This window comes from Vibrio ezurae NBRC 102218 (genome assembly GCF_000467185.1).
In the GTDB taxonomy this organism is placed as follows: domain Bacteria; phylum Pseudomonadota; class Gammaproteobacteria; order Enterobacterales; family Vibrionaceae; genus Vibrio; species Vibrio ezurae.
Map to the genome: position 1 here is coordinate 1 of NZ_BATM01000013.1, position 14,751 is coordinate 14,751.

General features: G+C 42.7%; 15 protein-coding genes. 9 read left to right on the forward strand and 6 right to left on the reverse strand.

Features of this window, described 5'->3' with window-relative positions:
• Nucleotides 1-41 precede the first annotated feature (41 nt).
• Both VEZ01S_RS06045 and VEZ01S_RS06050 read right to left on the reverse strand, forming a co-directional pair.
• Nucleotides 42-878, reverse strand: a complete 837-nt coding sequence (locus VEZ01S_RS06045; RefSeq protein WP_021713133.1) for a CvfB family protein — start codon at nt 876-878, stop codon at nt 42-44.
• Between the two features lie 185 nt (nt 879-1,063).
• A complete protein-coding gene (locus tag VEZ01S_RS06050; protein WP_021713134.1) occupies nt 1,064-1,924 on the reverse strand; it encodes a putative PEP-binding protein in 861 nt (286 codons plus the stop codon).
• A 281-nt stretch (nt 1,925-2,205) separates the two neighbouring features.
• On the opposite strand from VEZ01S_RS06050, the gene VEZ01S_RS06055 reads away from it, so the two are divergent.
• A complete protein-coding gene (locus VEZ01S_RS06055) occupies nt 2,206-3,258 on the forward strand; it encodes a 3-deoxy-7-phosphoheptulonate synthase (RefSeq protein WP_021713135.1) in 1,053 nt (350 codons plus the stop codon).
• Nucleotides 3,259-3,268: 10 nt separating this feature from the next.
• Nucleotides 3,269-3,751, forward strand: coding sequence for a YajQ family cyclic di-GMP-binding protein (locus VEZ01S_RS06060; protein WP_021713136.1), 483 nt, complete (start codon nt 3,269-3,271; stop codon nt 3,749-3,751).
• Nucleotides 3,752-3,839: 88 nt separating this feature from the next.
• Here the strand turns inward: VEZ01S_RS06060 and trxC are convergent, their stop codons facing one another.
• Nucleotides 3,840-4,271, reverse strand: a complete 432-nt coding sequence (gene trxC, locus VEZ01S_RS06065; RefSeq protein WP_021713137.1) for a thioredoxin TrxC — start codon at nt 4,269-4,271, stop codon at nt 3,840-3,842.
• Nucleotides 4,272-4,363: 92 nt separating this feature from the next.
• Nucleotides 4,364-5,320: a precorrin-2 dehydrogenase/sirohydrochlorin ferrochelatase family protein gene (locus VEZ01S_RS06070; protein ID WP_021713138.1), complete on the reverse strand. Its 957-nt coding sequence runs from the start codon at nt 5,318-5,320 to the stop codon at nt 4,364-4,366.
• A gap of 446 nt (nt 5,321-5,766) precedes the next feature.
• Here VEZ01S_RS06070 and VEZ01S_RS06075 point away from each other — a divergent pair, with 446 nt between their 5' ends.
• The 6 genes from VEZ01S_RS06075 to VEZ01S_RS06100 all read left to right on the forward strand — a co-directional run bounded on the left by VEZ01S_RS06075 (nt 5,767) and on the right by VEZ01S_RS06100 (nt 11,231).
• Nucleotides 5,767-6,795, forward strand: coding sequence for an amino acid ABC transporter substrate-binding protein (locus tag VEZ01S_RS06075; RefSeq protein WP_021713139.1), 1,029 nt, complete (start codon nt 5,767-5,769; stop codon nt 6,793-6,795).
• Between the two features lie 71 nt (nt 6,796-6,866).
• Nucleotides 6,867-8,069 (forward strand): amino acid ABC transporter permease, encoded by a 1,203-nt coding sequence (locus tag VEZ01S_RS06080; RefSeq protein ID WP_021713140.1) that lies wholly within the window; start codon nt 6,867-6,869, stop codon nt 8,067-8,069.
• Between the two features lies 1 nt (nt 8,070).
• The gene (locus VEZ01S_RS06085) at nt 8,071-9,168 is read left to right on the forward strand and encodes an amino acid ABC transporter permease (RefSeq protein WP_021713141.1); all 1,098 of its coding nucleotides are present in this window, start codon (nt 8,071-8,073) and stop codon (nt 9,166-9,168) included.
• Nucleotides 9,169-9,184: 16 nt separating this feature from the next.
• A complete protein-coding gene (locus tag VEZ01S_RS06090; RefSeq protein WP_021713142.1) occupies nt 9,185-9,934 on the forward strand; it encodes an amino acid ABC transporter ATP-binding protein in 750 nt (249 codons plus the stop codon).
• Nucleotides 9,935-10,141: 207 nt separating this feature from the next.
• The gene (locus tag VEZ01S_RS06095; RefSeq protein WP_021713143.1) at nt 10,142-10,804 is read left to right on the forward strand and encodes a Bax inhibitor-1/YccA family protein; all 663 of its coding nucleotides are present in this window, start codon (nt 10,142-10,144) and stop codon (nt 10,802-10,804) included.
• Between the two features lie 97 nt (nt 10,805-10,901).
• A complete protein-coding gene (locus VEZ01S_RS06100; RefSeq protein ID WP_021713144.1) occupies nt 10,902-11,231 on the forward strand; it encodes a TusE/DsrC/DsvC family sulfur relay protein in 330 nt (109 codons plus the stop codon).
• 62 nt (nt 11,232-11,293) lie between these two features.
• On the opposite strand, the gene yccX is transcribed toward VEZ01S_RS06100, so the two are convergent.
• Nucleotides 11,294-11,566, reverse strand: coding sequence for an acylphosphatase (gene yccX / locus VEZ01S_RS06105; protein WP_021713145.1), 273 nt, complete (start codon nt 11,564-11,566; stop codon nt 11,294-11,296).
• Nucleotides 11,567-11,717: 151 nt separating this feature from the next.
• On the opposite strand from yccX, the gene VEZ01S_RS06110 reads away from it, so the two are divergent.
• On the forward strand, nt 11,718-12,905 hold the full coding sequence (locus VEZ01S_RS06110) for a class I SAM-dependent methyltransferase (RefSeq protein ID WP_021713146.1): 1,188 nt from the start codon (nt 11,718-11,720) through the stop codon (nt 12,903-12,905).
• 59 nt (nt 12,906-12,964) lie between these two features.
• Here VEZ01S_RS06110 and VEZ01S_RS16825 read toward each other — a convergent pair.
• Nucleotides 12,965-14,751 (reverse strand): hypothetical protein (locus tag VEZ01S_RS16825; protein WP_021713147.1); only part of this gene is annotated, 1,787 nt, incomplete at its 5' end.

Below are 14,751 nucleotides of genomic sequence, written 5' to 3' on the forward strand. Positions count from 1 at the left end.
TAGTACGATTGGTATAAGTCCGTCCGCATTTACTTTAGGTCTTACTTTACGCGATGAATACCATCACTTTCAATGGTGATATGCCCCGCTTTATACAGACCGCCGATGGTCTTTTTAAACGTGCCTTTACTGGTACGGAATACTTTAAAGATAGCGTCAGGTGTTGATTTGTCGTTAAGAGGTAAGAAGCCCTCTTTTTTATCAAGCAGCGCTAGGATTTTTTCACTAAGATCATCCATCTTAGCCACACCAATCTTTTGTAACGACAAGTCAATTTTTCCGTCTTCACGTACTTGTTTGATGTAACCTTTTAGGCGTTTACCAATAAACAGTTTACCAATCACATCAGAGCTGAAAATCATGCCCCAGTGTTCGCCATTAATGATGGCTTTGTAACCCAAGTCGCTGCGCTCGGCGATCAGTAAATCGACTTGTTGGTTTGAAGTATAATGTTGTGGGGTCTTATCCAACCATTTATTAAACTTGGTTGTACCCACAATACGTCCACTCGCATTATCGGTGTAAACGTAAACCAAAATCGTTTGGCCTTCGTTAAAACGAGCACGCTGTTCGCTGTAAGGGATCAATAGATCTTTTTTCTCTATACCCCAGTTAACGAATGCGCCAGTGCTGTTAATGCTTTTTATTTCCATCAACCCCCACTCGCCCACTTGAGCAATTGGCGTTTCACGCGTCGCACACAATTCGTTATCTGAATCAAAATAAAGAAACACATGAATGGATTGACCAACTTCTGGCTCTTCACTGAGTTGTTTCTTCGGAAGCAATACACTCCCATAATCAAAAGCGTCTAGAAAAACGCCAAAATCAGTGATCTGGGTAATATTAAGTGCGTTAAGTTGGCCAATTTTTATCATTTCTTTACTCGTATTTGTCGATATCGCGACGATTGTATTGCCTTACTTGCACAATACAAAGTCTTTTCTGTGACTTTATGAATTATTGCCATTGCCATAATTCACTTATCATTTTATGAAAAGGAGCCATTGATTTGCCGATACAAATCAATGGCTCACTCTACACTTAGACAATATTCAACTCATTAATCGACGTTGATGATGTCACATTGAGGATATTCAAGTAAAAACTCTTGCAACTTCGTATTGTCCGCTAACCCTTCAGTAAGAACAATTGACGATTTACGTGCAACATTTGCTTGTGTTAGAACCTGAGTTAACAATTCAAGCACAGCTTCATTGCGCACATTGTACCCCATAGACACCGCTTCATTGTTGCGATCCAAACCTAAGGTTAATTGCGTTAATGAAGCAAGATCCACACATACGCCATCAAAGTATTTTAACAAGCGTTCTGACAGAAGCACTGCCGAAGGCGTATCCGCACCAAACAGCACTTTCAAGCCGTTAAGTCCACGTGGAAGCCCTTGCTCGGCAAGTCGGTCAATAATTTTTGCAGCGTCGCTTAAACTGCGCACAAACGGCACAACAACTTCAACGTCGATACCTTGCTCACGCAAGTTTTTAATAAACTGGCATTCTAATGCAAAACTTGGCTTATAGAAGTCAGAAGCAAAACGAGATACGCCACGAGCACCAAGCATAGGATTCGTTTCACACTCTTCCAAACTGCCTGCAATCAGTGCTGAAAATGCGTTGCTATCACAGTGACTCAGTTGTACGCGAACGCGTTTATATTGGCCTAGTTCAAGTTCTGTTGCTGTTTCCGTTAATACCTGCTGATAAAACGCATTCAGATCTTGTCCATTAACAACCGCATCCAATGCCATTTGATCAGCATCACTTAACGTCAAGTCACTCGCAATCAGTGCTGGATGAAAAAACATTCGCTCTTGAATGACATCACCGATTGACAGTAATACGTGCTCAGCACCTTCGCTGCGTTGTTGCAGTGAGTTGCCCAAAAGTAATTCCGAATTTGGCATTTGCGTCCTACCTAGACTCTAGTTTGTTATTAGAATCAAAATACCACCACAATTTAATGTTTCAAATAGCCAATTGATAAAATGTACCAAGAAAATGACAGAATCGAGCTTTGTTTAGCGCTACATGGTCAAAAAAGGCAAATACCCGCCATTTAAGAACAAATAATAGACAGTTGTTCCTTTGAGCCATTAAATTTTATCGAATTTAAATGTTCAAGTTTATTCTGCTGAATATTTCCGCTATCGTTAGCACAATTTCGAAAGAAGAAGATTTGATTATTATGTCACTGAAAACCGATGAATTGCGTACCCAGCCCCTTGGGCCAATGCCTACACCTGCGGAATTGTCTAATTTACATCCGCTAACGCCTGAGTTAGCCGATAAAATTAAAGAATCTCGTCAACACATTGAGCGCATTTTGAATGGCGAAGATAAACGTTGTCTGGTCATTGTAGGACCTTGCTCTATTCATGATACTGAAGCAGCTCTTGATTACGCGAGCCGACTTGCTACTGTGCAAGAACAGTATCAAGAACAACTGTTTATTGTCATGCGTACTTATTTTGAAAAACCTCGCACTATCATTGGCTGGAAAGGACTGATTACCGATCCAAACCTTGATGGCTCGTACGCACTTGAAGCTGGCTTACACAAAGCACGTCAACTTTTGGTCGATATTAATACTCTTGGTCTACCCACCGCGACCGAGTTTCTAGATATGGTTACCGGGCAATATATTACTGACCTTATTTCTTGGGGGGCTATCGGTGCTCGCACCACTGAGTCGCAGATCCATAGAGAAATGGCGTCAGCCCTTTCTTGCCCTGTCGGCTTTAAAAACGGTACCAATGGTAGCGTCAAGATTGCTATTGATGCCGTGCGCGCCTCAAAAGCATCACATTACTTCTACTCACCAGATAAAAATGGTCGCATGACGGTATACCGCACTTCAGGTAACCCACATGGACACGTAATTCTACGTGGTGGCGATACAGGGCCTAACTTTGATCAAGCTTCGATTGAAAAAGCCTGTCACGCACTTGGTGAGGTCGACCTACCGCAACGTCTGATTGTCGACTTTAGCCATGCAAACTGTCAAAAACAACATCGTAAACAACTTGATGTTGCAAAAGAGATTGCCAATCAAATCAAATCCGGTAGCCAACATATCGCCGGAATCATGGCTGAAAGCTTTATTGAAGAAGGCAATCAACCAATGAACGATCTCAGTGCATTACAATACGGTAAATCAATTACTGACCCATGTTTAAGTTGGGAAGATACGATTGAAATGCTTGATATTCTAGCTGACGCTGTAAAAACACAACTTTAAGGAGAATTAAATGCCTTCATTTGACATTGTTTCCGAAGTCGAAACCGTCGACATTCGCCATGCGGTAGAAAACGCAAACCGTGAACTCGCTACCCGTTTTGATTTTAGAGGTGTACAAGCCAGTTTTGAGTTTAAGGATGAAACAGTAAAGCTCAGTGCCGAAGCCGACTTCCAACTGAAACAAATGCGCGATATTTTACGCGGAAACCTGACAAAACGCAGTGTTGACGTAAACACTATGGACGCACAAAAACCGGATGCATCAGGAAAGAACTGGTACCAAACAGTGCTGTTTAAACAAGGCATTGATAAAGAAATGGCGAAGAAGTTAGTCAAAACAATTAAAGATGCCAAATTGAAAGTTCAAGCTAGTATTCAAGGTGAGAAAGTTCGTATTACAGGCAAAAAGCGTGATGATTTACAATCTGCCATTGCCTTAATTAAAAGCTCTGACTTAGGCCAGCCTTTCCAATATGAGAATTTTAGAGATTAATCTGATCTTATTGAGCAAAAAATAATAAAAACGAGAGGAACTTCCTCTCGTTTTTTATGCGCCATAACAATATTGCCGATTGACGTTATCAATTAATGACCTGATTTAACCACTGATCAAATTGTGATTTAGGCAAAGCACCATTTAATGTGTCTAGCACCTTCCCTTCTTTAAAGACCATGATCGTTGGGATACTACGAATGCCGTACTGCGCTCCTAGTGCCTGCTCTGATTCAGTATCGACTTTCAAGCAACGAACCGCACCGACTCGCTCAGACGCTACACTTGCAAAGACGGGGGCAAATCCAAGACACGGATTACACCAAGGAGCCCAAAAATCAACCACGACTGGCAACTTGCTATTAATGAGTGTGGCAAAATTATCCGCCGTCCCTTCTATCGCGGCACCATCGAGTAACGCAGTCTGGCATTTTCCACATTTTGGCGTTTCAGCAATACGCGCACTAGGAACACGATTAAGCCCTTTACAAGATGGGCAGCGGGTTTTAAATGATGACATAGTTTCCTTATTCTTTACTTTTTATTCTTTGTTTAAATTGGTGCACGCCATTTAGTGACGACAATTCTGTTCAGTGACAGGTACAGAAGCGACTAATCTTGTGATTGCCGAGCGTACGACAACACCTCAAACGAACCACAACACAATGACAGTTCGCTATACAGTGTTTTATTCATTTCTGGGAGTAGCACCACTACTGCGCGGTTATTTTCCTGTTGAACCTCAAGCTGCGCGTTAAGTGAAGAAACGTCTTTCCAGCTCTCACGTTGCGCATCTCTACGGCAACTGTCTATATATACAGTATCAATGGAGTTATGATACAACACCATTTCTGACGCCTGCATCAGGCGCAGTGCTTTTAAGGTTAACATTTCAAAGTCGCTGCCCGTTTCAATCCAAGTGACCGAATAAACTGGCTCAAATTGGCCATTTGCGATCATTTGTTCATAGCAAGATTGAAGCACACTATTTTGATTGGCACGTTTCACTTGTTCATCGTCGAAAAAGCACTCCCAAAACAGTCTTCTTTGAGTCACGTCAGGTAACTTCGTTTTGATGTCATTTCGCTTAGCGGTGGCAAAATCGGCTAACAAAGACAAATTTTGCGGTAATACGGCTTCAAACGTCCGTCTTAAATTACGAACAAGTACAGGTGATCCGCCCCCACTGGAGAAGGCCACTTGTATTCGACCTCTATTGATCATTGAAGGTGTGATGAAATCACAATGCTCAGTATCGTCAACCACATTCACCATGATCCCAGCGAGTTTTGCATCCCGATGTACACGATGATTAAGTTCAGGGTTATCTGTGGTCGCCCAAATTTGCACAAACTCATCAATCAGACACTCTTGATAAAAGCCTTTAATCCAACTGATTTTGTTCTCTGACGCTAACGAAGCTAAAAAAGGGTCTAATCTTGGGGAGACAACCGTTACGTAAGCACCTGATTTTAACAAGCTTTCAATTTTACGACTGGCGACTTCCCCACCACCAACCACAAGCACAGGCTTATGAAGTAAATCATAAAAAAGAGGGAAATAGCGCATTTTGTACCTTTCTTATTTAACTAAAATCACAACAACAATTTCACTAAATTAGTGCAACGCATTGCCTATAAAAACAATCATCCAGTTGATTGCTTCAATTTGAATAATGTTTCAGCCATTTAAGCTGTACATCAATCAAAAACCAGTCAAAGGCACTGGTTAAAATTAAAATCTCACACTATTCGACTAATGAACCAAAGTTGAACTATGTTGCACTATTTACAAACTAGCAACATTTGGTCATTCTAAAGGGGTTAAGTTAATAGTAAATCATAATTTGCAATTAATTGAGTTACTTAGAAACCTAAACTACTTTGCATTAGGGCATGGGAAATATGCCCCAATTTGGTGATTCACACAATCAGTTTTACATTCAATGTAAAATCGCAAAGATCAATAGATGACGCTTCATCATCCATGGACTATTAGAGAAAGGAAATAAATAGATGGCGAATAAACTCACAATTCTAGCTTCTGTAGTAGCTGCATCAACTGCTGTAATGGCCACATCAGCCTCAGCGACAGATAGCACGCTAGACAAAGTTTTAGCATCTGGCTCACTCACCTGTGGTGTGAGTACCGGTCTTCCTGGTTTTTCCAACCCTAACTCAAAAGGGCAATGGGAAGGGATTGATGTAGAATATTGTCAAGCACTGGCAGCTGCTGTGCTGGGTGACAAAACAAAAGTAAAGTATGTTCCTCTGACCGCAAAAGAGCGTTTTACTGCACTGCAATCGGGTGAAATTGATGTTTTGTCGCGCAACACGACTTGGACTCAACACCGTGATACCGCGCTAGGCCTAAACTTTGTTGGCGTAAACTACTACGACGGACAAGGCTTCATGGTTAAGAAAGATCTTGGCGTAATGAGTGCAAAAGAACTGGATGGCGCTGCGGTGTGTGTTCAGTCAGGTACAACAACCGAACTTAACCTAGCCGACTACTTCCGCGCTAGTGGCATGAAATACAAACCCGTCGTATTTGATACTGCGGCACAAACATCAGCCGGTTTTGATGCTGGTCGCTGTGACGTTCTTACTACCGACCAATCTGGACTTTACGCACTGCGCTTAAATCTTAAAGACCCTTCTTCAGCCGTCGTATTACCAGAAATCATTTCTAAAGAACCTCTAGGTCCTGTTGTTCGTCAAGGTGATGATAAGTGGTTTAATGTCGCAAAATGGACGTTAAATGCCATGATCAACGCAGAAGAGTACGGCATCACTTCGAAAAATGCCGATGAGATGCTTAAGTCATCCGATCCAAACGTAAAACGTATTCTCGGTGTTGATGGACCAAAAGGAACCGCATTAGGTCTTAAAGACGACTGGGGTTACCAAGTCATTAAACAAGTAGGTAACTACGGTGAAAGCTTTGAGCGCACTGTAGGTACAGGCTCTCCACTGCAAATTACTCGTGGTGTGAATGCACTATGGAATGCAGGTGGCTTCATGTACGCACCACCGATGCGATAATCCTGTCGTTGTAACCTAAGGGCGGCGCCGCCGCCCTTTTGTTTAAATGGATTTAATTAAAGGTTAGTTGTATGACCCCACCAAAAATAACCCAAACTGAACCCAGTTCAGGAAAAAAGAGCTCAAACCTTCTTTATAACCCCACCTTTCGAGCTATCGCCTTTCAGGTTATCGCTGTCTTAGGCCTCGTTTGGTTTTTTTATACTATTGTGAACAACGCGCTAAGCAATCTTGATGCTCGCGGTATTGCGACCGGCTTCGATTTCCTGTCGAAAGAAGCGGGCTTTGGCATTGGTCTTCACCTCGTTGAATACGATGAAACGTTCAGTTATGGGCGAACCTTCATCGTTGGTCTGCTCAATACCGCATTAGTGTCAGCGTTAGGTATTGTATTTGCCACTATCCTTGGCTTTATCATGGGTATCGCCCGTCTATCTAGCAACTGGTTGGTCAGTCGTTTAGCCGCTGTCTATATCGAAGTGTTCCGTAATATCCCATTACTGCTGCAAATTTTCTTTTGGTATTTTGCCGTATTACAAGCGCTACCTTCGCCAAGACAAAGCTTAAGCTTGGGCGAAGCCGTATTTTTAAATGTCCGAGGTCTATTTTTACCCGCCCCCGTCTTTAATGAAGGCAGTGGTGTGGTTATTGGCGCCTTTATTGTCGCGATTATTGCTTCAATATTGATTGCCGTATGGGCTAAAAACAAACAAAAACTCACTGGGCAACAAACCCCTGTTGGACGAATAGCGATTGGTCTAATCTTTGGTTTAAGCGCAATCGCCTACTTTATGACGGGCATGCCAATCACGGCTGAATTCCCTGAATTAAAAGGGTTCAACTTCAGTGGCGGAATCAGCATTATCCCGGAATTGGCCGCACTAACCTTAGCGCTGAGTATCTACACAGCCTCATTTATTGCTGAAATTGTACGTTCAGGAATCAATGCCGTCAGTCACGGTCAAACCGAAGCGGCGATGTCGCTAGGCTTGCCTCGCAGTCGCACGCTACGCTTGGTGGTTATTCCTCAAGCTTTGCGAATTATTATTCCGCCATTAACCAGTCAGTATCTTAACTTGACCAAGAACTCCTCTCTTGCGATGGCAATTGGCTACCCGGATTTAGTCTCGGTTTTTGCAGGCACGACGTTAAACCAAACGGGGCAAGCGATAGAGATCATTGCAATGACTATGGGGGTTTACCTCACATTAAGTCTACTGACCTCTTTTGTTATGAATATCTACAACAAGAAAGTCGCGTTGGTGGAGAGATAATATGAGCACACATCAATTTCAACCGGATCTTCCACCACCATCAACCTCTGTCGGCGTGATTGGCTGGGCGAAGAAAAACCTCTTTAGTACCCCAGTCAATACCCTAGTCTCCATAATCTTAGGTTACATTGCGTTTCTTCTGTTTAGTCAGATATTCAGTTGGGCATTTGTTAACGCAGATTGGTCAGGAACCACTCGAGATGACTGTACCAGCGCAGGTGCTTGTTGGGTGTTTATCAGTGTTCGCTGGGAACAATTCATGTATGGCTTTTATCCCGAAGCTGAATTGTGGCGCCCTCGCCTATTCTACGCAACACTGGCTTTGTTCATTGGCGCATTAGTCTATGAAAAAACGCCTAAACGTACCTGGATTTGGCTCTTTTTCGTCAACATCTATCCGTTCCTTATCGCCGCACTTTTGTACGGTGGCGTATTTGGCTTAGAAGTAGTCGAAACACATAAATGGGGTGGCTTGCTCGTTACTCTAATCATCGCTTTGGTTGGCATTGTGGTATCGCTACCCATTGGGGTGTTGTTGGCCTTAGGCCGCCGCTCTGAAATGCCTATTATACGCAGTGTGTGTACGGTATATATCGAAGTCTGGCGTGGGGTTCCTTTAATTACGGTGCTATTTATGGCCTCGGTCATGCTACCGCTGTTTCTTTCAGAGGGAATGCAAACTGACAAGCTGATTCGCGCATTGGTCGGGGTGGTCCTGTTTAGTGCTGCGTATATGGCAGAAGTGGTTCGAGGCGGCTTACAAGCCATCCCTAGTGGACAATATGAAGCAGCCGATGCCTTAGGCCTCTCATATTGGAAGAAAATGCGTTTAATTATTCTTCCTCAAGCGCTTAAAATCACCATTCCATCTATCGTAAACACTTTTATTGGTCTATTTAAAGACACCAGTTTAGTACTTATCATTGGTATGTTTGATGTATTAGGTATTGGACAATCGGCAAACACCGACCCTGAATGGTTAGGTTTTGCTATCGAAAGCTATGTATTTGTCGCGTTAGTGTTCTGGGTATTTTGTTTTGGCATGTCGAGGTATTCGATATGGCTAGAGAACAAACTTCACACCGGTCACAAACGATAATTATCAAGGACGTATTATGACGCAACAACAAGATTACATGATCCAACTAGAGAACATGAACAAGTGGTACGGTGAGTTTCACGTACTGAAAAACATCAACCTAAATGTTAAAAAGGGCGAAAAGATCGTAATTTGTGGCCCTTCTGGCTCAGGTAAATCGACGATGATTCGTTGTATTAACCGTTTGGAAGAGCATCAAAAAGGCCATATTTTTGTCTCTGGTACTGAACTGACTGAAGATCTTAAAAATATCGAAGCGGTTCGCCGTGAAGTCGGCATGTGTTTTCAGCACTTCAACTTATTCCCGCACCTAACTGTGCTAGAAAACTGCACTCTTGCGCCAATTTGGGTGAAAAAAATGCCTAAAGAAGAAGCTGATGCTGTGGCGATGAAGTATTTAGAGCGCGTGAAGATCCCAGATCAAGCGGATAAATACCCAGGTCAACTCTCGGGTGGACAACAGCAACGTGTGGCGATTGCACGTTCTTTGTGTATGAACCCTCAAGTGATGTTGTTTGATGAGCCAACCTCGGCGCTCGACCCTGAAATGGTACGTGAAGTGCTAGATGTAATGGTTGAGTTAGCCGATGAAGGGATGACCATGCTATGTGTGACCCATGAAATGGGCTTTGCCAAAGAGGTGGCCGATAGAGTGATCTTTATGGATGCAGGCGAAATTATTGAAGAAAATAATCCAATCGATTTCTTTGAAAACCCGCAGTCAGATCGCACTCAGAACTTCTTATCGCAAATATTGCACCACTAATTCAATATTTGACGTAAAATAAAGGGTAGCACTGCTGCCCTTTTTTACGTGAACAAAGAAGCCGTTTACCGTTAGTTACACTTTGCGGTTCACTCGGTAACATAATTTGCTTACTATCAGGGTGGCGTAGGCGAACGCTGTACTTGAAAAATTGAACTTTTCGCCCCATATATATACTAATTATTTAAAGGTCTTTTGAGGAACACTATGAACAGTCCATTGGTATCACGCACTCGCACCCAAGAAAGTGTGCTGCAAACCAACAAGGTTTTGCGTAACACCTATTTCTTGTTATCACTAACATTGCTTTGGTCTGCTGTAGTAGCGGGCGTTTCTATGGCTATGAACCTACCCCGTCCTGGCCTAATCATCATGCTTGTTGGTTTCTACGGCTTACTGTTCTTAACTGAGAAGAACCGTAACAACAGCATGGGCTTAGTTTTCACTTTCCTATTCACTGGCTTCTTAGGCTATACCACAGGTCCAATCCTAAACATGTACATTGGTGCAGGCATGGGTGACACCATTGTGACCGCACTTGGCGGCACAGCACTGGCCTTTATGAGCGCATCAGCTTACGCACTAACCACTAAACGTGACCTATCTTTCCTAGGTGGCCTATTAATGGCTGGTTTTGTGGTTCTTCTAATCGGTATGGTAGCGAACATCTTCCTACAAATGCCAATGATTCACCTAGCAATGAGCGGTATGTTTGTATTGTTCTCAACTGGTGCAATCTTGCTAACAACACAGCAAATCGTTCGCGGTGGTGAGACTAACTACATCTCAGCTACAATCACCCTATACGTTTCAATCTACAACCTATTCATCAGCCTACTTAGTATCCTAGGTATCATGAATAACGATTAATATTGATTAATCTTTGCTTTATTGAGCCCGCACTAGTTGCGGGCTTTTTGTTTTTTAAAGATAATTCAAGCAATGATGTATCACTTAGGAACAGGCTATGTTTGAATTCAACGGCAAAAACATAGAAACAGACACTCAAGGCTATCTACTTAATTTTAAAGATTGGGAAGAAGGCATGATTGCAATTTTAGCAGAGCAAGAAGGCATTGAGCTTACCCCTGCACATCTAGAGGTTGTACACTTTGTACGAGACTTCTACTTAGAATTTAATACCTCGCCTGCGGTGCGCATGCTCGTCAAAGCGATGGAAAAAGCGCACGGCCCAGAAAAAGGCAACAGCAAATACCTTTTCAAACTGTTTAAACAAGGCCCTGCGAAGCAAGCAACTAAACTGGCGGGTTTACCTAAACCGGCAAAATGCTTGTAATCGTGTTTAGCTGTACTTTGGTTTGACAGTGCTTTGGTTCAGCAGTGCTTTGTATTGAGCACCTATAAAATATCAAAGCCTGCGTAATGCTTAAACTCTGCCTCAGATGCGATGCAACTTTCCACTGAGGCCGTTCTTGGCCCCACTTTTAACCACTGTGCCAACTGCTCGACTTGCTCCTTTGCGCCGCACGCGAACACTTCCACACTGCCATCATTTAAATTCTTCGCATATCCCGTTAAGCCAAATTTTAAACCTTGATGGGCGGTGTGATAACGAAAACCCACCATTTGCACTGTGCCAGAGACCAGAAATTTTCGGCAAATTGATGACATACGTCCTCCTTGCTGCTGTTAAATAGATTAGAGAAATAGACGGGTAAAACAAACTTATCAGCAATGATGACAAGTATAATCGTTTCTAATTTGCTTTTACTGGGTTGTTACACGACAATGTCACAAAATTTTCTTTGAGACTTACATTTTTATGAGCGCATCTATCAAACTAGCGAAAGGCCGAGACAAATCTGTCCGTCGTCGTCACCCTTGGATTTTTTCTAGAGGTATTGAAATGGTTACCGGCGATCCACAACTGGGTGATACGGTAGATGTGTTTGCACACAATGGTCAATGGTTAGCAAAAGCGGCCTACTCTCCTAACTCGCAAATCCGCGCTCGCATTTGGAGCTTCATCAAAAAAGAGATCGACACCGCATTCTTTATTGAACGTATTCAACAAGCGCAAATGCTAAGAGAAGAATGCATCGCCCGAGGTGCACTAACTGGTTACCGCTTGATTGCCGCTGAGTCTGACTCAATGCCTGGTGTAACCATAGATAAGTATCAAGATTACTTGGTGTGTCAGCTTTTAAGCGCTGGCGCAGAAAAGCAGAAGCAACACATTGTAGAAGCGTTAAAGCATTGCTTCCCTGAATGTTCTATCTATGAACGTTCTGACGTTGCCGTGCGCAAAAAAGAAGGCTTAGAAGAAACGACAGGACTATTGCATGGCACTGAGCCTAGCGAACCTATCGTGATTGAAGAAAATGGCGTAAAAATTCAAGTTGATATTAAAACTGGTCATAAGACAGGTTTTTATCTTGATCAACGTGACAGCCGTCAACACTCAATGAAATACGTTAAGGGTAAGCAAGTTTTAAACTGCTTCTCGTACACTGGCGGTTTTGGCCTATACGCGCTTAAAGCAGGCGCTGAACGTGTTATCAATGTAGACGTATCACAACCAGCACTTGATATCGCGAAACAAAATGCAGAGCTGAACGGCTTTAACATCAAAAAAGCGGTATTTCTAAATGCGGACGTATTTAAAATACTGCGTGAATATCGTGACCAAGGTACTCAGTTTGACGTAGTTATCATGGACCCACCGAAAATGGTTAGCTCAAAGAGCAACCTAACCAGTGGCGCTCGTGGTTATAAAGATCTCAACATGCTAGCTATCCAAATACTCAAACCCGGTGGCACTTTGCTCACTTATTCGTGTTCAGGGCTCATGGAGTCAGGTTTATTCCAAAAAATCATTGCTGATGCGGCGCTAGATGCCGGTCGTGAAGTTAAATTTGTGGAATCCTTTACTCAAGCAAGCGATCACTTGTTTGATACGGCTTATCCAGAAGGTTTATATCTGAAAGGTTTTGCGGCAAAAGTCGTTTAACCTCTGCCACTCTATGAGCGAAACAGGCCTGCCCATTATAATGCAGGCCTATCTAATGACTATACTTCTGTCGATTTAACAATAAGTTGATTAAGAATTTCCGTTTCATCAAAACTACCATTGTTCGCGATTGAATCTCCAAATTGCGATCGTGAATCCTGAATAACAATAGTTTGCGTGCCACCTGTATGCTCAATATTTAACGTCACATCGTCACCTATTACACTCACTTCGATTTTATTTAATAACGCATCAATACTATCGCTTTGGGTTGGCTCTAAAATATCATCTAACACAATCCCATCTTCTCCAACTGAAAAATCTTGAATTAAATCCGTACCACTATCGAGTATGTCGCTTTTCCATATAAAGGTATCTTGCTCCGCAGTCCCTTGTAGAATATCGTCACCTAGGGTTGCTAGAATCTCATTAGCACTCTCAACAAACTCTCGATTTAGCGTAACTAGGTCCGTGTTGTCATAAATGGTCACATCGACTTCATCTTGTGAAGGTTTTGGTGCGCCTATGCTGGCATCAATTAAATGCAAAGTGAACGACTCATCAAGTTCGACATCATTATCCGTAGTAGCTTGAACTTCTATGGAAAGTAAATCTTCATCGGAATTTCCTCGACCAACAACAATTTCAGAGCCAGAAATATTTTGCACAGTGACTTCAATATCTCCATCACTGTTGACTAGAGACGAACTCGAATAGTCTTCAGAAGTATTTAAATGAAGTACAAAGTCTTGTGCTGTAAGCCCTTCACTAAACCCAATTAGTGAAAAAGTAAACGTAAGCAATTCATTTGCGGCTAAAACAACCGTACCACCTTCAAGCAACTTAACGGCAATAGGATCACTGGTATTGCCTTCGGCAACAGACAAGCCATTTTTAGGGGTTAGACCCCATGCTCCATCACCTGAATTATCATCAGAGGTATAATCTTTATCTACTGTGTCGGTAACCGTTACAATGTTCCCATCAACATCAGTGCTATTGGCCGTAACGGTAAGCACGCCATCAGCAAGATCATCCACGTTAATATTGATGACTGTGTAGTTGCCATTACCATCAAACTGAATATCAGCAGATGGAATAATCAGTTCTTTTCCATCAACGTCAGTAATGATTAACGACGTAAGTTCTTCACCACCTTCGCCAAGATAGCCTGTGATAACGGCTGTTTCACCCTCGCCGTTTATCACTTCCTCTCCGTTGTTATCGGTTAGCGATACTGATGGTGGCGTAATATCTGAACCATCATCATCGGAGTCATCACCATAGGTATAATCTTTTTCAACTGTGTCAGTGACTGATGTGGTATTGCCATCCACATCGGTACTGCTTGCGGTAACTGTTAATATGCCGTCAGCTAAATCATCCACGTTGATTCCAGTAATGGTATAGTTGCCGTTTTCATCAATCGCGATGTCTTCTTTTGCAATCAGCAGTTGTTGATTGTTTATGTCGCTAATGATGAGTGAATCTAAGGATTTGCCACCTTCACCTAAGTAGCCGCTGATCGTTGCTGTTTCACCCTCACCGTTGATGACTTCCTCGCCATTATTATCGGTTAGGGATACTGACGGTGGTGTAATGTCTGCGCCATCATCATCGGAGTCATCACCATAGGTGTAATCTTTTACCACTGTGTCAGTAACGGTTGCGGTATTACCATCCACATCGGTACTGTTTGCGGTGACAGTCAGTGTGCCGTCAGCTAAGTCATCCACATTAATTCCAGTTACGGTATAGTGACCGTTTTCATCAATCGCGATATCTTCTTTTTCAATCAGTAGTTGCTGGTTGTGGATGTCGGTAATGATGAGTGAATCTAAAGATT